Origin of the sequence: Microbacterium sp. Marseille-Q6965 (assembly GCF_946151065.1) — a bacterium.
Classification (GTDB): Bacteria; Actinomycetota; Actinomycetes; order Actinomycetales; family Microbacteriaceae; genus Microbacterium.
In genome coordinates, this window is record NZ_CAMGZA010000002.1 from 483,587 (window position 1) to 505,346 (window position 21,760).

Sequence of the window (21,760 nt, forward strand, 5' to 3'; positions counted from 1 at the left end):
GGCGCCGGCGGCCGGCATCCGAGATCAGCCTCGGTCTCGTGGGCGGGGGCCTCGTCGCGGCCGGCGCCGTCTCGCGCGGCGCCGTCGCGCAACGACCCGGCGTCGGCGCCCGACTGCGCGGCGGCCTGGCCGCCCTGGCCGCCGTGGCCGCTCTGACCCCCCGCCGTGCCGGCTCCGGCGTCGTCCGCCGACAGGCCGAGGGTGGCGTGCGGGGCGGCGATGGCGAGATCGCGACGCAGGTCGGAGAGGATGTGGCGGATCGCATCGCGGCCCGCCTCGGACGGGGCGAACAGCTCGATGCGCATGACGTCGCCGCTGATGCGCGCCCGCACGGTGACGGGGCCGATGTCCTCCGGCGAGACCGTGATCGTCACCTCGTGGGTGCCGTCGCCGGCGCGCGCGAGGGCGACGAGCTGCGGGGCGAGCTGGGGTGCGAGCGGCGGCGCCGTACGCGGGGGCGTCGCAATCGTGGGCGGCGCGGCGGCGGCACGCACCTCGACCGGGTTGGACCCGGCCGCCGTGGCCGGCAGGTCGGGGGAAGGAGCCGGTTGCCCATCGGTCGTGGGCTCCGTGGGGGTCGGCGCCGCGACACGGGCCGCGAACGCGGTCGCCGCGGGGGCGTCGTCCGCGGGGGACGCGAACGCGGATCCCGCCGAGGCGGCCAGGCGCGCCGGGTCGGCCCCGGTCGGGGCAGCCGGGAGCGGGCCGGGCCGGGGGCCGGCCGCGCGCGCGGCGTCGGCGGTCGCGCGGGAGGCCACCGCCCGCACGGCGCTCGACGGCTGCGCGGCGACCGGCTCGGAGGCCTCGGCCGCCACGGCGGCCGCCGCGGAAAGGGCCCCCGCGGCGGGTGCGGTCGGGGCCGGCGCCTGCGGCGCGGAGGCGGCGTGGGGAGCGGTCGTGGCGTGTGCCGGTCGCGGCGCGCCGGCCGCGGCGACCCGTGCCTCGGCGGCGGCCGGCTCGGCGCCCGCTCGCCCGGCGGCGGGAGCCGGCGCCGGGCCCGGTATCGGCGGGGGCACGGGCGTGGGCGCCGACGCCTCGCCCGCGGGAAGGACGGCCGTCTCCGCGGCGGTGGAGTCGTTCTCCGGGCCGGCGGCGTCCGCGTTCGCGTCGGTTCCGGTCCCCGGAGGCTCGGCGGCCGCGTCCGGGGCGAGCTGCCCCGCGGGGGCAGGAGGGGGCGCCGCCGCGGCCGCGGCGTCCACCGAGGCGGCCGCCCCCTCGGCGGGCGCGGCCGCCTCGGCCCCGACGGCGGCCAGTGCCGCGGCGAAGCCCTCGTGCGCGTGCCGGCCCGCCCCTGCGCGCCCGGAGGGCGCGGCCGGGGCGGCGGCGGTGAGGAGCCCGATCAGACTCACGAGAGCGCTCCCGTCAGCAGCCCGAGCGACGACGACAGGCCCGTCTGCTGTGTGGCGAACAGGCTCTGCATCGCCGTGAGCAGCTCGGCCTGTGTGATCGTCGAGGCCGGCGCCGCGGCGGCGGCCGGAACCACGGCGCCCGGGAGCAGGGCGGCGGGCTCCGCGGCGGTGGCGACGCGGCGGATGGTGGAGATCTCGTCGGGGGAGAGGTAGTTGTCGACGAGCTGCACGTCCTTGCCCGGTCGCGGCGCGTGGATGATCTTGCCGTCTCCGGCGTAGATGACGATGTGTCCCTCGCCCTTGGTGACGATGAGGTCGCCGGGCTGCGCCTGATCGAGCGAGGGCACCTCCACGCCGATGTCGGCCTGGTCCTGCACCACGCGCGGCGCGTCGATGCCGAGGTCGGCCAGCACGCGCTGCACGAGGCCCGAGCAGTCCATGCCGGTCTCGTCCTCGCCGCCGAAGACGTATGGCACGCCAAGGTACGTCTTCGCCTGGGCGACGATGTCGGACCCCGTCACGCCGCCCGTCGTCCCGCCGGGCGCGGCGCCCGAGAGCGCATTCAGCACCGTGCCGAAGTCGGCCGCGCCGGCGCCGGAGGCGAAGGTCGTGGCGGGCGCCGCGGTCGCGGCGGCGGTCGAGGTCGCCGCCGGCGTGCTCAGCTCCTGGATGGCGGACTGAATGGCGCCGATCCGCTCCGTGATGGCGGTGATGCTCATGCTGCTCCCTCCCGAGGCGTGTCGGACGCCGCCCAGCGCCCCGTCGCGATCTCGTCCAGCGCGGTCTGCTCCGCGTGCAGCTCGCGCCGCCGCTCCCGCTCGGTGTGAGCGGCCTCGAGCTTCTCGAGCCCGCGGGCGCGACGCTTGGCGTCGGCGTGCGCGCGGCGGGCCTCCTCCTCGGCCTCGCGTCGCGCGTCGCTCAGCAGCGAGAGCTCGCTCAGCTGCGCCCGCGCCGCCGCGCGCGAGGCGGCGATGGCGGTGAGGGAGCGCACGTCCACGGCCGCGTCCGGCGCACCCGCGAGCGCGGCGCGCGTGCGGCGCTCGCTGGCCTCGGCCTGCCGCGCCGCAATGGAGGCGCGCGAGAGGCGCTCGGCGGCGGCGCGCTCCTGCACGCCGCGCAGCCGCAGCAGTCCGGCAAGGGGGAACCGTTCGCTCATGACAGGTCTCCGAACGACGACACGAGTCCCTCGAGCCGCCGCCACGCCTCGGGGGCGGGGCACGACTCGTCGAGGGCCTGGGTGAGGAAAGCCGTGATGCCCCGCTCGTGCGCGACGGCGGCGTCCACGCGCGGGTCGGCGCCCGGCTGGTAGGCGCCGATGTCGAGCAGGTCCTTCGCGCTCCGGCGGGCGGCCATGACGGTGCGCAGCTGCGTCGCCAGGCGCCGCTGATCGACCGTCGTCACCTTGGAGGCCACGCGCGAGATGGACCCGAGCACGTCGATCGCGGGGTGATGGCCGGTCACCGCCAGCGCCCGGTCGAGGACGATGTGCCCGTCGAGGATCGACCGGGCCGCGTCCGCGATGGGCTCGTTGTGGTCGTCGCCGTCGACGAGCACGGTGTAGAGACCCGTGACCGACCCTCGGCTGCCGGTGCCGGCGCGCTCCAGCAGCCGCGCCAGCACCGAGAACGTGGAGGGCGGGTACCCGCGCGTGGCCGGAGGCTCGCCCGCCGACAGTCCGATCTCGCGCTGGGCCATCGCCACGCGCGTGAGGGAGTCCATCATGAGCACGGCATGCGCGCCCTCGTCGCGAAAGCCCTCGGCGATGCGGGTCGCCGTGAAGGCGGCGCGCAGGCGGGCCATCGCCGGCTGATCCGACGTCGCCACGACGACGACCGAGCGCGCCAGGCCCTCCGGCCCCAGGTCGTCCTCGAGGAACTCGCGCACCTCGCGGCCGCGTTCGCCGACGAGGGCGATCACGGCCACCTCGGCCTCCGTGCCGCGCGCGATCATGGAAAGCAGCGACGACTTGCCGACGCCCGATCCCGCGAACAGGCCGAGACGCTGGCCGCGCCCCACCGTCGCGAGCGTGTCGATCGCACGCACGCCCAGCGACAGCGGCATGTCGATGCGCGCGCGGTCCATGGCCGCCGGGGGATCGTTGTCGAGCGTGACCCGCGGCGCATCGACCGGGCCCTTCCCGTCGATCGGGCGGCCGAGCCCGTCGAGCACACGACCGCGCAGCGCCCGGCCGGTGGGCACGCGAAGCGGGCCGCCCGCCGCGCGCGCCGGCGCACCCGCCGTGAGCCCGCTCACGGCGGACAGCGGCATACACCGTGCGCCGTCCGTGCCCGTGGCCACCACCTCCGCAGCGATGCCGTCGCCGAGGGTGACGAGGTCACCGACGGCGCTGTCCAGCCCGCGCACCTCCACGGCGAGCCCCCGCACCTGCGACACGGCGCCGATCCGCTCGGGCCGCACCGCTTCCAGCACCGCGTCCCAGCTCACGTCAGGGCCTCCGACCGGTCGCCGTCCTCGAGGGCGCGGCGAGCGCGCTCGAAGGCGGTGGCGATGCGGGCGTCCACGAGGCCCTCGGGCAGCGTCGCCACGGCATCGCCGCGGGCGAGGGTGGGATCCGCCACGAGCGCGACGCCTTCGGGCGCCGCGCCGGCGCCGCGCAGCGTCTCGAGGTCGATGGGGTTCAGGCGCAGCGCGCGCACGTCCGCCGCGCCCACCTCGGACAGTGCACGATGCAGGGCGAGTGCCGCGGCGTCGTCCGCCATGCTGAGCTCTCGTCCCACCACCGCCTCTGCCAGCTCCACCGCGAGCCGCTCGAGTGTGCGGCACCCGGCCTCGACGAGCTCGCGCTCGCGCTCGGCGAGCGCCGTCACCGCGGCGTCGAGCGCGACGAGGGCCTGACCGATGCGACGCTCGGCCGCGATGCGCTCCTGCTGACGCTCGTGCGCGAGCTCCTCCCGGATGATGGCGACGGCCTCATTCGCCGCACGCATGCCGGCGGCATGGCCGGCCGCGTAGCCGCGGATCCGGGCCGCCTCGAACTCGCGCTCCCGCTCGGCCCCGTGCCGGTCGATCCGGGGGAACACCGCCGAGGTGAACGACGACGCGTCAGTAGACATACTCGTCCTCATCCGAGCGGTGCACGGTGATCTCGCCCGCGGCGGCGAGCGAACGAATGGTCCGGACGATCTCGGCCCTCGCCTCCTCGACCTGCGAGACGCGCACGGGCCCCATGATGCGGATCTCCTCGTCCAGCACCTCGCGATTGCGTTCCGAGACGTTCTTGCGGATCACGTCGGCGATGGCCTGGTTCACGCCCTTCAGCGCCAGAGCCAGCGTGCGGATGTCGACCCCGCGCAGCACCCGCTGGGCGTCGCGGTCCTCGAGCTTGACGATGTCGGCGAACGTGACCATGCGGGAGCGGATCTCCTCGGCGAGCGCGGTGTCGCGCTCGTCGATGCTCTCGAGCAACGCCTTCTCGATGGTCGCGTCCGAGCGGTTGATGATCTCCACGAGCGGCTGCACGCCGCCCACCGCCTCGGAGCCCTCCCGCATGGCGAAGACGCCGGTGCGCGAGCGCATCGTGTCGGCGACGACGGCGATGGCCTCCTGCGTGGCCGAGCCCATGGTGGCGATCGACTGCGCGACGTCCGTGCGCAGCGGATCGGGCAGGGCGGCGAGCACGTTGGCCGCGTGGCTCGTGCGCAGGTGCGCGAGGATCAGCGCGATGGTCTGCGGCAGCTCGCCCTCCAGCAGCGTCGCCAGCTGCTCGGGATCGGCGGCGTTGAGGAACTCCAGCGACGTGCCCGCCATCGTCGAGCTCACGCGCGTGAGCACGCCGGCGGCTCGATCGGCGCCGAACGACGCCTCCAGCAGCGACGCGGCGACATCGCGGCCGCCGCGCCCGGGCGGCAGATGCCCCTGCGCGAGGCGGTGGAACTCGCGCAGGGCGCGGGCGGTGGTGGCGGCGTCGGGCTGCCGCATGCGGATGATCTCGGCGGCGACCTCCTCCGCCTCGGTCTCGGTGAGGTGCTTCATCACCTCCACCGCGCGGGCGCGGTCGAGATTCATGAGCACGACGGCCGCCTTCTGCGTGCCCGTCAGCGTGCTCACGCGTGCACCTCCTCGCCGATCATCGCCCGCAGGGCCTCGGCGGTCTTCTGCGGATCGCGGCGCGCGAGCGACTCGAGCTCGATGCGGTGGCGCTCGAGGGCGATCTGATCGGGTTCGGGCGCCTCCGGCTCCGGATCGATGTCGAGGCCGAGCGGCACGGTCGGCGACGTCTCGATCTGCGGCGTCGGAACCGGCATGGTCGGGGGCTCCGGGGTCTCCTGCGGGGTGAGCAGCAGGGTCGGGGTCGCGTCGAGGGCCGCCAGCGGCTCGGCCTCCTCGGCGCCGCGGCGGCGGCGCAGGCGCACGGCGAGGATGATCACGCCGATCAGCAGCGGGAGGGCGATGGCGACGGCGATCGCGGCGGTGCGCAGCAGCGCGTCCATCCGCTGCGCCTCCTCGGCCTCGCGCGCCTGATCGAGCGCCGCCTGGGCGGCCTCGGCGTCGGCGGTGCTGAACGGCATCGTCGCGACGGTGACCTCGTCGCCGCGCTCGGCGTTGAGGCCGGCGGCCGTGGCCACCAGATCCTCGAGCTGTCCGACGTCGAGACCGGCGGCGGCCTCCTCGTCCACGGCGACCGAGATGGTCTGGCGCTCGATTCCTCCCGCCGGCGTCGTGATGCGCTCGGTGCTCTTGTTGACGTTGTTGTCGACGAGGGTCTCGGTGGACTCGTACGTGCCGCCGCCCTGGCCGTCGGGCACCGCGATGTTGTCGGGACCCAGCACGCCCGTGCCGCCGCCGGTGCCGGTGTACGTCTCGGTCCGGGTCTCCTCCGTGTCGGGGAGCGCGTCTTCCGGTGTGGTGAAGGTCTCGTCCACCCGCTCGCTCGTGGCGTTGGAGACCTCCGCGGCCACGGTGACGGTGGCGTTGCCCGCGCCGACCACGCGGTCCATCATCTCCTGGATGTTCGCGGCCACCTTGGCCTCGTAGTCCGAGGCCTGGTCGTCCACGCCACCGGCGGTGCCGGTGCCCACGGCGGACAGCGTCTCGCCGGCCTGGTCGATCACGGCGACGTTCTCGGGCGACATGCCGCTGATGGCCGCGGAGGTCAGGTGGACGATCGCCTCCACCTGATCGCGGGTCAGCGTCGAGCCGGACCGCGTCTCCACGAAGACGGAGGCGGTCGGGTCCACGGTCTCGGAGACGAACACGCTCTCCTCGGGGATCGCCAGCTGCACCGACGCGGCGTTCACGCCGTCCATCGATGAGATGGTGCGCGCCAGCTCGCCCTCGATCGCGCGCTTGTAGGTGACCGACTGCTGGAACTCGCTCGTCGTCACGCCCATGTCATCCAGCAGGGTGTAGCCGTTCGTGCCGTCGCCCGGCAGGCCCGACGCGGCGGCGGCGAGGCGCTGGTCGTACACGTCCTGCTGCGGCACGAGCACGGTGGCGCCGCCGTCGGCGAGCTCGTACGGCACGCCGGCGGTCTCGAGCTGCTCGACCACGGCGCTGGCGTCCGTGGCGGTGAGACCGGTGAACAGCGGGGCATACTGCGGCCGCGTGAGCCAGCTCGCGAGCGCCACCGCGCCGAGCGCGAGCACGGCCACGCCGATGATCGCGATCGTGCGCTGGGCGATCGTGAAGCTCGAGATCGCCCGCCCGATCCGCCCGAAGAACCCGGTGACCGCCTGAGGCATCAGGCCTGCATCCTCATGATCTCGTTGAAGGCGTCGACGCCCTTGTTGCGCACGGCCGCGACCAGTTCAAGGGTGACCGAGGCGCGTGTGGAGGCGATCATCGCCGAGTGGATGTCGTCCAGGTCGCCGGTCACGGCGGCGACGGCGAGCTCGTTCGAGGTGGACTGCAGTCGCGCCAGCTCGTCGACCGCCCCCGTCACCGACTCGGCGAACGCGCTGCCGTCCGTGGCGGGGGTGGTCGGCTGCGGCAGCAGCGCGTCGGCGGCGCCCGACAGGGAGTCGATGGCGTCGATGGGGGGCATCAGGACCGTCCGATCTGCAGGGCCGCCTCGTACGTCGTCTTCGCGCGGTCCACCACCGCGGCGCTCGCCTGGTAACCCCGCTGGGCCAGGATCAGCTGGCTCATCTGGTCGCCCAGGTTGATGTCGGGGTAGCGCACGTAGCCGTCCTCGTCGGCGAGCGGGTGCCCGGGCTCATGGACCACGCGACCCTCCGCGTCGCCGTAGGCGATGCCCGCGACGTACACGCCCGGGTTCGCGGCGTCCTTCTCGACCATCACGTAGCGCTCCTGGAACGCCGCCTCGTCGGTGGAGGAGGCGTTGTTGATGTTGGCGATGTTGTCGCTGAGGGCGTCGAGCCACTTCCGGTGCACGGTCAGCCCCGTGCCGGCGATGCCGATGGCGTCGAAGGTCACGGATGCCTCCTCACGAGCTGGTGCGCAGGGCGGTGCGCACGCCGGTGAACGAGCCGCCGATGGCCTGGCTGGCGAACTGGTACCGCAGGACCGTGTCGATGTTCGACAGCGTCTCGGTGTCGAGGTTGACGTTGTTGCCGTTCAGCCGCGTGGGCTCGAGCGACTCGGCGGTGGTCGGCTCCACGACGCCGGAACCCTCGGCGACGGACGCGGCGAGGGCGTCTTCGAATTGCACACGCTTGGCGTGATAGCCGGGGGTGTTGACGTTCGCGATGTTGTCGGCGATGGCGCGCTGACGCTGCGACAGGCCGTCGAGCGCGCTCGTGAGCGCGCTGAGGGTGACCGAGTCGAACACGAGGACGGGAGCCCTTCGATAGCAGCTGTCCGGCCTATCCGTGGCCTGAGGGTCGAGCGATCCGTGCTCACCCTGCTCTATCGGCAGGCGCGCGCCGCGCGTTAGGCGCGGGTTCTCAGCCGTCCAGATCGACGTACGCGGGGCGACCCTCGGGCGACGGCACGCGACGCAGCGCGGTCAGCTGCGCGAGGGCCGCGTCGCGCTCCTGCGCGAGCGTCGCGATCCGCCGGCGCTGGGACTCGAGCACCCGGCGGGCGCGCTGCTCGAGCGCCGGCGGCAGATCCGAGGCCGGCCGCTCCCACGGGGCCGTCGGTGCGTCGTCGGCGAGGTCGCGTTCGAAGCGGTCGAGGAGCGCCTCCCACTCCCGCATCGCGTCGCGGTCAGGCACGCGCGGGCACCGGCGTGGGAGCGGTCATCGCCTGCGCGGCCCCGTGCCAGGCGTCGCGCAGCGGAGCGATGAGTTCGCGGCACTGCCGCGTGCGCTGCGGGTCGCGCCCGACGTTCGCGCCGATCAGCGTGGTGGTCAGGTGCACGTAGAGCGCCCGCAGCGACGCGCTGCCATCCCACGTGTCGGCGAGCGACGCGTTCAGCTCTGCGACGATCGCCTGGGCGTGTACGAGCTGCGTCGCCGCCTCCTGCCAGTCGCCGGCCAGCTGTGCCGCCTCCGCGCGCTCGACATCGAGCAGCAGGCGGTCGTAGAGCATCGTGACGAGGCGCTCGGGCGTGGCCGAGAGCACGGCGTCGGTCTGATAGCGCTGCTGGGCGGCGCGCAGCTGCGCCACGCGCGCCCGCTGGGCGAATGCGGTCATCGGTTGTTCCCCTTGCCGTAGCTCGGCAGCGCGGACAGCTGCGAGCTGAGGTACTGCTGCTGCGACTGCATCTGCGACAGCATCGTCTCGAGGCTCGCGTAGGTGCGCTCCAGCGTGGCGCGACGCTGCTCGAGGCGGAGGTCCCAGCGCTCGATCTGGTCCTCGAGCGCGTCGACCTCGCTCTCCTGGCCCGTGATGCGCGAGGTGAGCAGGCCGTCGTAGCGGTCGGAGTACTGCGTGGCGACCGTCTCGACGCGCTCGGCGATCCCCGTGAAGACGCCCTCGACGAGCGCCGGGTCGTCGGCCAGGGCCGCCTCGAACTTCTCCGCGTCGAAGGTGAGCACACCGTAGCGGTCGACCGAGACGCCGATGGACGACGGCGACACACCGCCCACCGGGTGCTGCACGGCCTCGCCGAGCGAGCGACGCAGCGCACGCACGGTGCTGTCGCCCGTGTACACCCCGAGCGTGGTCGTTTCGCCGGTCGACCCCGCCACGGTGGCCTTGGAGCCCTCGTCGATCCGCTTCAGGATGGCGGCGATGGCGTCCACGAACGACTTCGCGGTCTTGGCGCTGGCGGCGGTGTCGGCGCTCACCGACACGGTGACGGGCTCGGTGGTCGCCTTCGACACCGTCACGTCGATGCCTGGCATGAGCTCGTCGAAGGTGTTGGAGGACGACGTCACGACCTGCTCGGCCGCCGTCCCCGCCCAGAGCCGCACCTGCGCGTCCTGGGCCTGGGTCACCACGGCGGCGCCCGCCTCGGTGGCGAGATCGGTGGCCGTGCCCGCGTCCACGGCGGCGGCGTCGCCCCGGTAGATCTGGAACGCGCCGGCGGTGCCGGTCGCGGTGGCGACAAGCTGGAGACGGTGCAGCGGGTCGCCGTTCGCATCGACGCCGGCCGAGACCACCTGCGCCGTGACGGGAACCCCCGCCTTGTTGATGGCGGCGGCGACCTCCGTGAGCGAGGTGCCGCTCGCCACGATCTCGGTCTGATTGCCCTCGGCGTCGACGAGCGTGAGGGTCGGCGGCTGTTCGGGCCACTCGGTCAGGGCCGCGGTGACGACGGTGTGGGCGGTGGCGACCCGGTCGACGACGATGTCCATGCGGGCGGCCGATGCCCCTGCGGACGCGGTGACCGAGACGGCGTCGCTGGAGCTCGTGGCGCTGTACGCGGCGAGTGCGTCGGCCTTCTTCGCGGCGGTCGCCTTCGTCAGCAGATCCTGCAGCGACGTGTTCAGCGTCTGCAGGTGGCTGATGACGACTTCCTTGTCGTCGGCCTTGGCCTTGAGCAGGTTGCGGGGGATCGCCTGAACGTCCATGAGGGCGTCGATCATGGCGGTGGTGTCCAGTCCGGACGCCAGTCCGTCGAGCGAGAGTGACATGTCGCCTTCCGGGTTCGGGGGGATGGAGGGGACCGCCCGGGCGAGAGCGGAGGCCGCGTCTCGCCCGGGCGGTCAGCCGGATCACTGCAGCAGCTGCAGCACGCCCTGCGTCGACTGGTTCGCCTGCGCGAGCATGGCGGTGCCGGCCTGCGACAGGATGTTCGCGGCGGTGTACTTGACCATCTCGGCGGCCATGTCGGTGTCGCGGATGCGGCTCTCCGCAGCCGAGAGGTTCTCGGCCGACACGTTGAGGCTGTTGATGGTCGACTCGAAGCGGTTCTGCTGCGCACCGAGGTCCGCGCGCGACGACGAGATCGCCGTGATCGCGGTGTCGATCGCGCTGATCGCAGCGGCCGCCTGGTCGGCGTTGCCGAAAGCAACCTCCATCGTCGCGGTACCCGGCGTGCCCGCGGCAGCGTCGGCGTAGACGATGTCGACGACGCCGTCCAGCGCCGTCTGCAGGTCGGCAAGCGTGACGCTGATCTGCGACGCCGCGTCGCCGTCGGCGCCCACCTGGAACGACAGCTCGCCGCCCTGGAGCAGGCTGATGCCGTTGAAGTTCGTCGAGTCGGCGATGCGGCCGAGCTCGGACGACAGCTGGGTCGCCTCCTTCGCGATGGCGTCGCGCGACTCGGCGTTGTTGGAGTCGTTACCCGCCTGCACCGCGAGGTCGCGCATGCGCTGCAGGATGGAGTGGACCTCCGTCAGGGCGCCTTCCGCGGTCTGGATGACCGAGATGCCGTCCTGGGCGTTGCGGGCGGCCACGTTCAGGCCGTTGACCTGCGAGCGCAGGCCCTCGGAGATCGCGAGACCGGCCGCGTCGTCCGCCGCGCGGTTGATCCGCAGGCCGCTCGAGAGCTTCTCGAGCGACTTGGACAGGTCGTTCTGCGTGTTGGACAGGTTGCGGTAGGCGTTGAGCGCCGACACGTTGGTGTTGATCTGCATACCCATGGTGTTCCTCCGTGACTGGGTGGTGTTGCGGAGCCCGTCCGTGAGCTCCGTGCAGATCTATCGGCAGCGCCCGCCGCGGCGTTAGACGGAGGGATCAGGCGCCGGCCGCGCGAGGGAGGAACACCTGCGCGAGCCGCCCGCCGCCGGCGGCGATGCGGTCGAAGTAGGACTCGCGCGTCGCGGTCGACACGCGCGAGGTCGGCGCGGGCAGGGCCGTCGGCTCCTCGGCGTAGAAGCGATCCAGCACGTCGCGCAGCAGACGCAGGGCCTCCGAGCGCTGCTGCGACACGGCCGAGTGCGACACGCCGAGCTCTTCGGCGACGTCCTTCACGGCGCGCTCCTCGAAGTACACGGCGCGCACGATGAAGCGCATCCGCTCGGGGAGCGCGTCGATCGCGCGGGTCAGCACGTCCTGGCGCTCGCCCAGCACGGCGGCGTCCTCGGGCAGCGGCTGCTCCGCGGCGACCTCGTGCACCGTGGGCTCATCGATGCTCGTCACCGTGCGCGCAGCGTCCGCGAGGCTCTCGGCGACAGCCGCCGCATCGACGCCCATCGCCGTCGCGATCTCGTCGGTGGTCGGGACGCGTCCCAGGCCGGCCGCGAGGGTGTCACGCACCGCCACGGTCTCCTTGATCCGGCGGCGGATGCCGCGGGAGGCCCAGTCCATCGACCGCATCTCGTCGGCGAAGGCGCCGAGGATCCGTCGCCTGGCGTACGCTCCGAACGGCACGCCCTGCGTGGGGTCGAACGCCTCGGCGGCCGTCACGAGCGCGAGCGCGCCGGCCGCGGCCAGGTCCTCACGCGGGATGTGCGTGGCGCGCGAGCTCAGCTCGGCGGCAAGGAAGCCCACCAGGGGCAGGTTCTCGACGATGAGACGATCGCGCTCGACAGACGTCATGCCGAAGCCGCCTTTCGGGGGAATGGGCGGTGTGGGGGAGCGAATCTTCAGTTTCTGCCCGGGGAGGATTTGGGGAGAACTGCCCATTTCCTGCCCGGATAGCTGTAACCGTACTGGGAAACCGGCCGACAGTGTCAAGTGCGCGGCGGAATGGCGTGTCGCGCGACAGGGGGAGATGGGAATCGGTCACATGGGAGCGAACGAGCTGTCGATGCGGCTGTGGCGGGAACGCGAGCTGCTCGAGAGCCTTCTGTTCAAGCTCGAGGAGCAGGAGCTGATCCTCGCGGCCGGCCGCTCGCGCTGGGTGCAGCGCGCCGCGGACGAGGTCGAGGAGGTGCTCGGCCGGATGCGGCACGCGGGGCTCGGACGCGCGATCGAGGTGACTTCGATCGCGGAGGAATGGGGGGCGCCGGCGGATGCGACGCTGCGCGACCTCATCGCGCACGCGCCCACCGACGCGTGGCGAGAGGTGTTCGACGAGCACCTGCGCGCGCTGACGGCGCTCGCGGCGGAGGTGGCCGAGCGCCGCGACGCCAACACGCTGCACCTGCGCGCCGCGCTGCGCGCGACGCAGGAGGCGATCGCCGGGCTGGGCGTGCAGACGGGGGAGTACGGCGCCGACGGCGCCAGCACGAAGGGGGATGCCGGGCCGCGCATCCTCGACACCGCGCTGTGAGACACGGCGCGTGAGCTGAGGGAGAGATTGTGTCCACCTTCTCGGGACTGAACACCGCCGCCTCCGCGCTGGCGGCGGCGCGGCGCGGCATCGATGTGACCGGGCAGAACATCGCCAATCAGAACACCGCGGGCTACACCCGCCAGCGTCTGGAGACATCCGCGGTTCCGTCGATCGCGCGCGCGGGCATGTTCAGCACCGGCGTCATGCCGGGTCACGGGGTGTCGATCGACGGCATCGCGCGCCTCGGCGACGCCCTGCTCGACGCGCGCGTGCGCGACGCCGTGGGCGCCGCCGGGTACTGGGGCGCGCGTGCCGAGGCGGCCCGCGCGGCCGAGGCCGCCATGGCGGAGCCGACGGACGCGGGGCTCGCGAAGGCCCTCACCCGCTTTTGGAGCGGGTGGCAGGATCTCGGCAACGCGCCCGGTTCCGAGTCGGCGGCGGCGGTGGTCCTCAACAACGCCGAGGTGCTCGCGTCCCAGATCGCCGCGGCGTACTCGACCGTCGCCGGGCAGTGGAGCGGCCTGCGCACCGGGGTGGATCGCGCGGTCACCGAGGTGAACGCCGCGGCCGATCAGATCGCGCAGCTGAACGGCGAGATCCGCGATGCCCTCAACGCCGGCGGCTCGGCCAACGAGCTGATCGACCGGCGCAATGTGCTCGCCGAGGAGGTGGCCCGCCAGACGGGCGCCCAGGCGACGATCGAGGCCGACGGCACCATGACGGTGCGGATCGACGGCAACGCCCTCGTCGCCGGCACCGAGTCGCGTCACCTCGTCGCCAGCGGGCCGCAGGACATCGCCGACGGCGCACCCGTGACGGTGGCCTGGGCGCACCGGCCGGACGTGCCGCTGCGCTCCGTGGGTGGCGAGCTCGGCGGCACCCTCGCGGTGCTCGCGCCCGCGTCCGAGGGCGGCACGCTCGCCAGTGTCGCGGACGCGTACAACCGCCTCGCCGAAAGCCTCGCCGCGAGCGTCAACGCCCAGCACGCCGCCGGTGTGACCACCGACGGCACGCCGGGCGGGGCGTTCTTCGACGTCTCCGGCGCGGGGCCGGCCGCCCTGCTTCTGCGGGTCGTGCCGACGAGCGGATCTCAGCTCGCGGTCGCCGCGCCCGGCGGCGGAGCGCTGGACGCCTCGAACGCCGACGCGATCTCGCAGATCGGCACGGCGGCCGGATCGCCGGACGCGCTCTGGGCGGACTTCGTCACGAGCTTCGGCGTGGCCACGGCCGGCGATGCGCAGCGCGCGACGGTCGCCGAGGTCGCGGCCGTCACGAGCGTGGCCGCGCAGCAATCGGTCGCCGGCGTCGACGGCGACGAGGAGACGATCGCCCTCCTCACGTACCAGACCGCGTACCAGGCCGCCGCTCGCGTGCTCACCGCCGTCGACGAGGCGCTCGACGTCCTCATCAACCGCACCGGCCTCGTGGGCCGCTGAGCCCCGAACGTCCGAAAGGCAACACCATGATCTCCCGCGTGACCGCGCAGAGCATGACGCAGGCATCGCTGCGTCACCTCCAGACCAACCTCTCCGAGCTGGCGAAGCTGCAGGAGAAGGCGACGTCCCAGCGTGCCTTTCTCTCGCCGTCCGAGAATCCCTCCGCGGCGGCCGCGACGCTCGCCCTGCACGCGGAGCAGGGGCGCAACGAGCAGTACGCGCGCAACATCGACGACGCGCTGGCCTGGGTGACCACCGCCGACCAGGCGATCGCCTCGAGCGTCACCCTGATGGACCGGGTCCGCACGCTCACCCTCCAGGGCGCCAACGACGGCGCGCTCGACGCCACCGCCAAGGAGGCGATCGCGGTGGAGCTCGAGGCGATCCGCGACGAGCTGCTCGCCAGCGCCAACACGCGCCTGCTCGGGCGATCGGTGTTCGCCGGCACGTCGGACGCCGCTTCCGCCTTCGATGCCGCCGGCTACGCGTACAACGGCGTGCCGGGGTCGGAGGTGACGCGACGCGTCGGACCCGGCGTGTCCGTGCGCGTGGACGCCGACGGAGCGGCCGTGTTCGGCACCGGGGACGACTCGGCCTTTGCCCTGATCGACCGCATCGTCGCCGACCTGCGCGGGGGTGTGAACGTGGGCGGGCACGTGGCCGCGATCGACGATCGTACGACGGCTATGCTCAGTGCCCAGGGCGCGGTGGGCGCCCGGCAGGCCCAGATCGAACGCGCGCAGGAGGTCGTCGTGGACCAGTCCGTCTCGCTCGAGACCCGACGCGCGGCCGTCGAGGACGTCGACACGGTCGAGGTGCTGGTGCAGCTCAAGGCGCAGGAGCTCGTCTACCAGTCCTCGTTGCAGGTCACCAGCCGCGTGCTGCAGCCCACCCTGCTGGACTTCCTCGCGTGAGCGCGGCGCTGCAGTTCATCGCCCCGCCTCCGGGGCTCGCTCCGCACACGGAGTTCGTGTTGTCGCCGGTGGAGGGCGCGCAGGGCCTGTTCGCGCTGCGTGCGGCGGCCGACGCGGACCTGCGGGTGTTCCTCGTCGACCCTGCCGTCTCACTGCCCGAGTACGCCCCCGTGCTCACCGACGAGCAGGCCCAGGCGCTCGCGCTCGACTCGGCCGACGACGCGCTCGTGCTCGTCGTGGCCAACCCCGGCGCGGATGGTGTCCACGTGAACCTGCTCGCGCCGGTGGTCGTGAACGTCGCCACGGGGACCGCCGCCCAGGTGATCCTGGAGGGTCAGGACCTGCCGCTGCGCGCCCCGCTTGGCTGAGCGCTGCGCGACAGGCGCGAGGGCCACCAGATGGCCCTGCCCACGTCGACGGCGAGGGCGGGCACGAGGAGCGTGCGGACCACGAACGTGTCGAGCAGCACGCCGAAGGCCACGATGAACGCCAGCTGCACGAGGAACAGGATCGGGATCACCGCGAGGGCCGCGAAGGTGGCCGCCAGCACGATGCCCGCGGAGGTGATGACGCCGCCCGTGAGGACGAGGCCCCGCAGCACCCCCTCGCGAGTGCCGTGCGCGAGGGACTCCTCTCGCACCCGCGTCATGAGGAAGATGTTGTAGTCGATGCCGAGCGCGACGAGGAAGACGAAGCCGTAGAGAGGGACCGCCGGATCGGCGCCCGGGAAGCGCAGCACGTGCTGGAAGAACACGCCGGCCACGCCCATCGCCGTGCCGAAGGAGAGCACGGTCGTCAGCACGAGCAGAACCGGCGCCAGGACGGCGCGCAGCAGCAGCATGAGGATCACGAGGATGACCGCGAGCACGACGGGGATGATGAGCGCCCGGTCGTGGATCGACGCGTCGTTGGTGTCGATCGCGGTCGCCGTGACGCCGCCCAGGAGCACCCCCGAGCCGTCGAGGTCCTCGCGGAGCGCGCGCACGGTGTGCTCGGCTGCGGCGGAGTCGGCGGCATCCGCGAGCGTCGCCTGAAGCAGGACGAGACCGTCGACCACGGTGGGTTCCGGCGTCGGGGTGCCGGGAGGCCCGACGGCCTGGATGCCGTCGGCGGTGACCGGGGCCGAACCGCTGGGCGAATCCGCCGACACCACCGTCACCGCCGTGACGCCCTCCGCGCCGAGCAGCGAGTCGGCGGTGTCCTCCAGTGCCTGCGCCGGCGCGAGTGCGAGGACCGGGCTGCCGGAGCCGCCGGGGAAGTGCTCGCCGAGGATGCGCTGACCGTCGCGCGCCTCGGAGCTGCCGAGCACGAGATCCGACTGCGGTACGCCCTCGGCCTGAAGCTGTGTGAGGCCGAGGCAGCCCACGGCGAGCACCAGCGTGGTGGTGATCCAGATCCGGCGTGGCCGGCGTTCCACGGCGCGCGCGACGCGGCCCCACACCCCGGTCTTCTCGCGTTCCGGGGCGGCGCCGTCGGCGCGGGGCGAGAAGACCGGGCGCCGGGGCCAGAAGGCCGCGCGCCCGAACAGGAGCAGCACGGCGGGCAGGAACGTGAGGGCCGCGAGCATGGCGAAGACGATGCCGATGGCTGCGACGGGCCCGAGGGTGCTGTTCGAGCGCAGATCGCTCAGCAGCAGGCACAGCAAACCGGCGATCACCGTTCCACCCGACGCCAGGATGGGCTCGACGGATCCGCGAACCGCCCGGCCCAGCGCCGTCCCGCGGTCCTCGACGGCACGCAGCTCTTCCCGGAACCGGGCCACGAGCAGCAGCGAGTAGTCGGTGGCGGCGCCGATGACGAGGATGAAAAGGATGCCCTGCGTCTGGCCGCTGAGGAGGAGCACATCGGCGTAGGCGAGCCACCACACGACGAGCAGCGCCACGCAGAGCGCGAACACGCTCGTCGTGAGCACCGCGAGCGGCAGCAGCACGGAGCGGTACACGAGCACGAGGATGACGAGGACGGCGGCCAGCGCGACGCCCAGCAGCAGGCCGTCGATGCCCGCGAAGCCCGCGGCGAGGTCCGCCGAGAACCCGGCGGGCCCCGTCACGTGCACCGCGACGCCCTCCGGCGCGGCGTCGCGAAGCGCGGCGCCGAGGCTCCCGACGGCGTCGCCGAGATCGGCCTCGGCATCGAGGGGGACGAACGCCTGCGCCGCACGGCCGTCCTCGGACGGCAGGAGGGGGGAGGCCCCCTCGGCGACCTCGGGCATCGCGACCGCGTCTTCCAGTGCGCGTCCCAGCGCGTCCAGCGCCGCTGGGTCGAGCTCCCCGTCGGCCGAGAAGACGACGATCGCCGGGATCGCGTCGCTGTCGGAGAAGGTCGTCTGCGCGTCACGCACCACGGTGGCGTCGGCCGATTCCGGGAGGTAGGCGGTCGCATCGTTGGACGAGACCTCGCTCACCTTGCCGAACAGCGGGCCACCGAACGACGCGCCGGCCAGCCAGACGAGGATGAGCGCCGCCGGGAGCAGGACGCGGGCGAGGCGAGGGCGGGGTCGTGCGGGACGCGAGCGGCGGGTGCTGGTCATGGTGCTTCCCGTGTGGTGAGCGGCGGGGCGGACCCTCGAGGATTTCCCTAGCCTAGCTAGATGTATCAGCGGCGTACAACTGCGCTCGGATAGGGTGACGGCATGCGGGAGAAGGGGGACGACGCGCAGTCGCAGCTGTACGACGTGCGCGCGAGCGACCCGGACGGTGTGCTCGTCGACCGCTCCCAGGTGCCGGAGGAGGAGCTGCCGCAGATCGCGGCGCTCATGACGGCCGTCGCATCGCTGCGCGCGGCGGAGCAGCGCCTGACGGAGGCCTCGCGCCGGTACATGCGCCTGGGTGACACGGACATGCGTGCACTGCACTTCCTCATCGTCAGCGGAAACCGCGGCGCGGTCGTGACCCCCGGAGCCCTCTCGCAGCACCTGGGCATCACCACCGCCGCGACGACCAAGCTGCTCGACCGGCTGGAGGCCGCCGAGCACATCACCCGCACGCCGCACCCCACGGACCGGCGGGCGCTGGCGATCGAGATCACGCCGCGCACGCGCGAGGCCGCGATGCAGTCCGTCGGGCGCCAGCAGGCCCAGCGCTTCCTTGCGGCGGCGAGACTCACGCCGGCGGAGCGGGAGGTCGTGATCCGTTTCCTCCACGATATGGCCGCGATGATCGACCCCGGTGAGGACGAGGCGGCGCCGGGGCGGCGGTTCCCGGCCGGCACGGTTCAGTCCTCCGGTCCCCGCTCGGCATCGAAGGCGGCGCGATAACGCGAATCGGCCTCCTCGAGCAGGCCTTTCTCGAGCCGCGCCACGGGGATCGCGTCGTCCAGGAGCGGCTCGCAGTCCGGCCCGCGCCCGACGAGGCGACCGGTCAACACCCAGGCGAAGCGGGCGGGGTTGGCCTCGGCGAGGTGGCGGTACTGGCACAGTTGCCTGGCCAGCCAGTCGGCCACCGGCCTCGTCCACCACGGCTCGGGAGCGAGGGGATTGACCGACAGGCCGGGCAGCTCCAGACCGCTCTCGGTGTCGATGCTGCCGCCGCCGTCGTCCTGCGCCGGCCCCTCGGAATAGCGCAGGTGCAGCTCCGGGCGCTGCGCGATCAGATCCTCGAGCTCGGCGAGCGATCCCACGGGCTCGCGCTCGAACTCGTGTCGCTCCAGCATGCGGCCCGGCATGGTCAGGCCGCCGGGTCGAGGACGACCTTGATGCAGCCGTCCTCCTTGCGCTGGAAGGTGCGGTACATGTCGGGGGCATCGGCCAGGGGCACGCGGTGCGTGGTGAGGTCGCTCGTGCCCAGCGGGTCGTCGTCGCGTTCCACGAGTTCCACGAGCTGCGGCACCCAGCGCTTCACGTTGCACTGGCCCATGCGCACCGTGAGCTGCTTGTCGAACATCGTCTTCATCGGCAGGATGTCCGCGTCGCCGGCGTAGACGCCGCTGATCGAGACCGTGCCGCCGCGCCGCACCAGGTCGATCGCCGACAGCAGGGCGGCCGTGCGATCCATGCCCAGGCGATCCATCACCGGGCGGGCGATCGCGTCGGGGAGCGATCCGAGCGCGAGGTGCGCCGCGTGCACGGCCGGTGTGCCGTGCGCCTCCAGTCCCACCGCGTCGATCACCGCGTCGGCACCGCGCCCGTCCGTGGCGTCGCGCACGCGCTCGGGGGCCTCGTCGATGTCGTAGGCCTCCACGCCGTGCCGCTGCGCCATGGCGCGCCGCTCGGCGACCGGGTCCACCGCGAGCACGCGGTGGCCGAGGTGTCGGGCGATGCGCGCGGCGAACTGGCCGACCGCGCCGAGGCCGAGAACCGTGACGGTACCGCCCTCCGGCACATGCGCGTACTGCACGCCCTGCAGGGCGGTGGGCAGCACGTCGCTGAGGAACAGGTAGCGCTCATCGGGCAGCTGCTCGCCCACGGGGATGGTGTTGTAGTCCGCCAGCGGAACCCGCAGCAGCTCGGCCTGCCCGCCGGGCACCTGGCCGTACAGCTTCGTGTAGCCGAACAGCGCGGCACCGGTTCCCTGCTCGGTCACCTGCGTCGTCTCGCACTGTGACTGCAGGCCGTGGCGGCACATCCAGCAGTGGCCGCAGGCGATGTTGAACGGCACGACGACGCGCTGTCCCGGCCGCAGCGAGGTGACCTCCGAGCCGACCTCCTCGACGATGCCCATCGCCTCGTGGCCGAGGATGTCGCCCGCGTCGAGGTAGGGACCGAACAGCTCGTAAAGGTGCAGGTCGGACCCGCAGATGGCCGTCGACGTCACCCGCACGATCGCGTCGGTCGGCTCCTCGATGCGGGGGTCGGGCACCTGCTCGACCGACACCTTGCGGCGTCCCTGCCAGGTCAACGCTCTCATCTCGGCTCCTCGTCTCGTCGGTGGGCGTCAGGTGCGCCGGATCTCCGTCATGAGGAATCCGGATCGGGGGAGGGTGGGGAAGCGGCGCAGGTCCACGCCGAGGTCCTGCGCCGGCACCTCGTACGTCATGCGGCGCGTGAGAAGCCGCACGATCTCCTCGAGCAGCTCGATCGCGAGCGGCTCACCGGGGCAGCGGTGGCTGGTCGCCAGATCGTCCCCGGCACCCTGTGCGATCAGCGCGTTGACGGCATGCGCGCGGTGGTCGTCGGAACCACCCGTCGCGGCGTGCCGCTCGGGCCGGAAGCGCAGAGGCTCGCGCCACAGGCGCGCGTCGCGGTGCGTGGCGAAGATGTCGAGCGCGACGAGGGCGCCCGGTGCGAAGCGCTCGCCGCGCCACTCCAGCTCATGCGTCGCGCGACCGGCGATGAGAGGGAAGAACGGCGCGGTGCGGCGCACCTCCTGCACGAAGCCCCGCAGATGCTCCTCGTCCCCGGACCGGAATCGCTCGGCCCAGGCCGGATGCTGGTGCAGCGCGAGCGCGGCGAACACCGCAAACCGTCCCACCGCGACGGTGGGGCGCAGCAGGTTGAGCAGCTCGACCGTCGCCACCTCGTCGTTCAGCCCGCGGCCGTCGGCGTCCCGATGCGTCAGCAGCCGCTCGAGGGCGGCACCGCGGTTGCCGTCGCGCGCATCGCGCACCCGCTCCTGCGCCCACCGCTCCGTCGCGCGTCGGCGCAGCCGGCCTCGCCAGTTGGGCGGGCCGAACGCCCCGGCGCCGTCGAGCATCGCCAGGAACTCCGCCGTGCGGGCGTCGGCCGCGTCGTCATCCAGCGGCAGACCCGCCCAGCGGCAGGCCGCGCGCGTGAGCACCTCGGCCACGGCCTCGTGCAGCCGGACGGTGTCGGCGCCCTGCCAGTCCTCGAGGGCGGCGTCCCACTCCTCGCGCAGGAGCGACCTCATCCGCTCGCGCCCCGACCCGTCCAGCAGGTCGAGGAACAGCGCCTTGCGGCTGCGGTGGGCATCGCCGGCCAGGGTCTGCACGCTGCCCTCGTCCTGCAGGGAGTGCAGCACCGAGGCGGGCATCGCCGCCGTGCGCGAGAAGCGGTCGCCCTCGGCGCAGAACCTCGCCGCCTCGGCGCCCCGCACGAAGGTGACGGGCAAGCCCACCAGGCGCGTGCGGAACGCGTCGGATCCCAGCCGCTCGAAGCGCCGGGCACCGTAGCCGTACCCCTCGGCGAGGAGAGGCACCGCCGCATCGCCCGGCAGGCGCGGGATCGCCGCGTCCCGCTCGCGCACCGGGGCCTCGATGTCGTGACCTCGCATGCTCAGATCAGAGGTCCTCCGGCGAGACGTCACCCTGGCCGTCCGGACCGAGGTCCACCAGGTCGGGGTCCTCGCCCTGCGACTCCGGCTGCAGCTCGGCGTCGGGCAGGTCCTCGATCGGCACCTGGTCCGCGTCGTCGGGGATCTCGGCCGGGTCGGCGCCCGTGCCCGTCACGTCCCCGGTGCGGCCACCGGTGTCGGTCACGTCGGACTCCGGATCGCCGAGGTCCGCGCCCTCCCACTCGCGCTGCGCCGGGTCGTCGAGCGGGTCGGCCGTGACCGACGTGTCGCGCTCGTTCGGCGTCTGCTCCTCCAGCGGGTCGAAGTCCTGCAGGTCTTCGTCCGCGGCGGCGGCAGCGCGCTCGCGACCCTCGTCTGCGGCGTTCGTCATGTGCTCGTCCCCTTTCCGGTCGGATGTCTC

The 21,760-nt window shown here is 73.4% G+C and carries 24 protein-coding genes and 1 pseudogene; 5 read left to right on the plus strand and 20 right to left on the minus strand.

What is annotated here, in order from left to right; translation table 11 throughout:
• Nucleotides 1–233: 233 nt before the first annotated feature.
• The 15 genes and pseudogenes from N8N77_RS13455 to N8N77_RS08840 form a co-directional block, all read right to left on the minus strand.
• Nucleotides 234–1,349 (minus strand): annotated as a pseudogene (locus N8N77_RS13455) (flagellar hook-length control protein FliK); the annotation flags it as partial.
• Nucleotides 1,346–2,068 carry a C40 family peptidase gene (locus tag N8N77_RS08775; RefSeq protein WP_261166302.1) on the minus strand — a complete coding sequence of 241 codons (723 nt, stop codon included), beginning with the start codon at nt 2,066–2,068 and terminating at the stop codon, nt 1,346–1,348. The gene N8N77_RS08775 and the pseudogene N8N77_RS13455, both read right to left, overlap by 4 nt.
• Nucleotides 2,065–2,505: a hypothetical protein gene (locus N8N77_RS08780; protein WP_261166304.1), complete on the minus strand. Its 441-nt coding sequence runs from the start codon at nt 2,503–2,505 to the stop codon at nt 2,065–2,067. The genes N8N77_RS08775 and N8N77_RS08780 overlap by 4 nt, the downstream gene beginning before the upstream one ends.
• A complete protein-coding gene (locus N8N77_RS08785; RefSeq protein WP_261166307.1) occupies nt 2,502–3,794 on the minus strand; it encodes a FliI/YscN family ATPase in 1,293 nt (430 codons plus the stop codon). Before N8N77_RS08785 ends, N8N77_RS08780 begins: the two co-directional genes overlap by 4 nt.
• The gene (locus N8N77_RS08790) at nt 3,791–4,423 is read right to left on the minus strand and encodes a FliH/SctL family protein (RefSeq protein ID WP_261166308.1); all 633 of its coding nucleotides are present in this window, start codon (nt 4,421–4,423) and stop codon (nt 3,791–3,793) included. Before N8N77_RS08790 ends, N8N77_RS08785 begins: the two co-directional genes overlap by 4 nt.
• The gene (gene fliG, locus N8N77_RS08795) at nt 4,413–5,417 is read right to left on the minus strand and encodes a flagellar motor switch protein FliG (RefSeq protein WP_261166309.1); all 1,005 of its coding nucleotides are present in this window, start codon (nt 5,415–5,417) and stop codon (nt 4,413–4,415) included. Before fliG ends, N8N77_RS08790 begins: the two co-directional genes overlap by 11 nt.
• On the minus strand, nt 5,414–7,051 hold the full coding sequence (fliF, locus tag N8N77_RS08800; protein ID WP_261166311.1) for a flagellar basal-body MS-ring/collar protein FliF: 1,638 nt from the start codon (nt 7,049–7,051) through the stop codon (nt 5,414–5,416). Before fliF ends, fliG begins: the two co-directional genes overlap by 4 nt.
• Nucleotides 7,051–7,353: a flagellar hook-basal body complex protein FliE gene (gene fliE / locus N8N77_RS08805; RefSeq protein WP_261166313.1), complete on the minus strand. Its 303-nt coding sequence runs from the start codon at nt 7,351–7,353 to the stop codon at nt 7,051–7,053. Before fliE ends, fliF begins: the two co-directional genes overlap by 1 nt.
• Nucleotides 7,353–7,745 (minus strand): flagellar basal body rod protein FlgC, encoded by a 393-nt coding sequence (locus tag N8N77_RS08810; protein ID WP_261166315.1) that lies wholly within the window; start codon nt 7,743–7,745, stop codon nt 7,353–7,355. Before N8N77_RS08810 ends, fliE begins: the two co-directional genes overlap by 1 nt.
• A 10-nt stretch (nt 7,746–7,755) precedes the next feature.
• Nucleotides 7,756–8,100, minus strand: coding sequence for a flagellar basal body protein (locus N8N77_RS08815; RefSeq protein WP_261166317.1), 345 nt, complete (start codon nt 8,098–8,100; stop codon nt 7,756–7,758).
• 115 nt (nt 8,101–8,215) lie between these two features.
• Complete coding sequence (locus tag N8N77_RS08820) at nt 8,216–8,488, minus strand: hypothetical protein (RefSeq protein WP_261166318.1); 273 nt, start codon at nt 8,486–8,488, stop codon at nt 8,216–8,218.
• A complete protein-coding gene (gene fliS / locus N8N77_RS08825; RefSeq protein WP_261166319.1) occupies nt 8,481–8,909 on the minus strand; it encodes a flagellar export chaperone FliS in 429 nt (142 codons plus the stop codon). The genes N8N77_RS08820 and fliS overlap by 8 nt, the downstream gene beginning before the upstream one ends.
• On the minus strand, nt 8,906–10,294 hold the full coding sequence (fliD, locus tag N8N77_RS08830; RefSeq protein ID WP_261166320.1) for a flagellar filament capping protein FliD: 1,389 nt from the start codon (nt 10,292–10,294) through the stop codon (nt 8,906–8,908). The genes fliS and fliD overlap by 4 nt, the downstream gene beginning before the upstream one ends.
• Nucleotides 10,295–10,375: 81 nt before the next feature.
• On the minus strand, nt 10,376–11,245 hold the full coding sequence (locus N8N77_RS08835; protein WP_261166322.1) for a flagellin: 870 nt from the start codon (nt 11,243–11,245) through the stop codon (nt 10,376–10,378).
• A 94-nt stretch (nt 11,246–11,339) separates the two neighbouring features.
• Nucleotides 11,340–12,143 carry a sigma-70 family RNA polymerase sigma factor gene (locus tag N8N77_RS08840; RefSeq protein WP_261166323.1) on the minus strand — a complete coding sequence of 268 codons (804 nt, stop codon included), beginning with the start codon at nt 12,141–12,143 and terminating at the stop codon, nt 11,340–11,342.
• A 190-nt stretch (nt 12,144–12,333) separates the two neighbouring features.
• Between N8N77_RS08840 and N8N77_RS08845 the strand changes: the two genes are divergently transcribed.
• The 4 genes from N8N77_RS08845 to N8N77_RS08860 are packed head-to-tail and all read left to right on the plus strand — an operon-like array spanning nt 12,334 to nt 15,540.
• Nucleotides 12,334–12,819 carry a flagellar protein FlgN gene (locus tag N8N77_RS08845; RefSeq protein ID WP_261166325.1) on the plus strand — a complete coding sequence of 162 codons (486 nt, stop codon included), beginning with the start codon at nt 12,334–12,336 and terminating at the stop codon, nt 12,817–12,819.
• Nucleotides 12,820–12,848: 29 nt separating this feature from the next.
• Entirely contained in the window at nt 12,849–14,258 is a 1,410-nt protein-coding gene (gene flgK, locus N8N77_RS08850) for a flagellar hook-associated protein FlgK (RefSeq protein WP_261166326.1), read from the plus strand.
• Between the two features lie 38 nt (nt 14,259–14,296).
• Nucleotides 14,297–15,172: a flagellar hook-associated protein FlgL gene (flgL, locus tag N8N77_RS08855; RefSeq protein ID WP_261166327.1), complete on the plus strand. Its 876-nt coding sequence runs from the start codon at nt 14,297–14,299 to the stop codon at nt 15,170–15,172.
• Nucleotides 15,169–15,540: a flagellar assembly protein FliW gene (locus N8N77_RS08860; RefSeq protein WP_261166328.1), complete on the plus strand. Its 372-nt coding sequence runs from the start codon at nt 15,169–15,171 to the stop codon at nt 15,538–15,540. Before flgL ends, N8N77_RS08860 begins: the two co-directional genes overlap by 4 nt.
• Here the strand turns inward: N8N77_RS08860 and N8N77_RS08865 are convergent.
• Nucleotides 15,507–17,702: an MMPL family transporter gene (locus N8N77_RS08865; protein WP_261166330.1), complete on the minus strand. Its 2,196-nt coding sequence runs from the start codon at nt 17,700–17,702 to the stop codon at nt 15,507–15,509. The two genes, N8N77_RS08860 and N8N77_RS08865, sit on opposite strands and share 34 nt — an antisense overlap.
• 102 nt (nt 17,703–17,804) lie before the next feature.
• On the opposite strand from N8N77_RS08865, the gene N8N77_RS08870 reads away from it, so the two are divergent.
• Nucleotides 17,805–18,428, plus strand: coding sequence for a MarR family winged helix-turn-helix transcriptional regulator (locus N8N77_RS08870; RefSeq protein ID WP_261166332.1), 624 nt, complete (start codon nt 17,805–17,807; stop codon nt 18,426–18,428).
• Here the strand turns inward: N8N77_RS08870 and N8N77_RS08875 are convergent.
• Genes N8N77_RS08875 through N8N77_RS08890 form a run of 4 tightly spaced genes read right to left on the minus strand, consistent with a single transcriptional unit; the run spans nt 18,386 to nt 21,730 of the window.
• Nucleotides 18,386–18,823 carry a DUF6098 family protein gene (locus N8N77_RS08875; protein WP_261166333.1) on the minus strand — a complete coding sequence of 146 codons (438 nt, stop codon included), beginning with the start codon at nt 18,821–18,823 and terminating at the stop codon, nt 18,386–18,388. The genes N8N77_RS08870 and N8N77_RS08875 overlap by 43 nt on opposite strands.
• A 14-nt stretch (nt 18,824–18,837) precedes the next feature.
• Complete coding sequence (locus N8N77_RS08880; protein WP_261166334.1) at nt 18,838–20,016, minus strand: zinc-dependent alcohol dehydrogenase; 1,179 nt, start codon at nt 20,014–20,016, stop codon at nt 18,838–18,840.
• Nucleotides 20,017–20,043: 27 nt separating this feature from the next.
• Nucleotides 20,044–21,339 (minus strand): cytochrome P450, encoded by a 1,296-nt coding sequence (locus N8N77_RS08885; protein WP_261166336.1) that lies wholly within the window; start codon nt 21,337–21,339, stop codon nt 20,044–20,046.
• Nucleotides 21,340–21,346: 7 nt separating this feature from the next.
• A complete protein-coding gene (locus N8N77_RS08890) occupies nt 21,347–21,730 on the minus strand; it encodes a sugar ABC transporter ATPase (RefSeq protein ID WP_261166338.1) in 384 nt (127 codons plus the stop codon).
• Nucleotides 21,731–21,760: the final 30 nt, after the last annotated feature.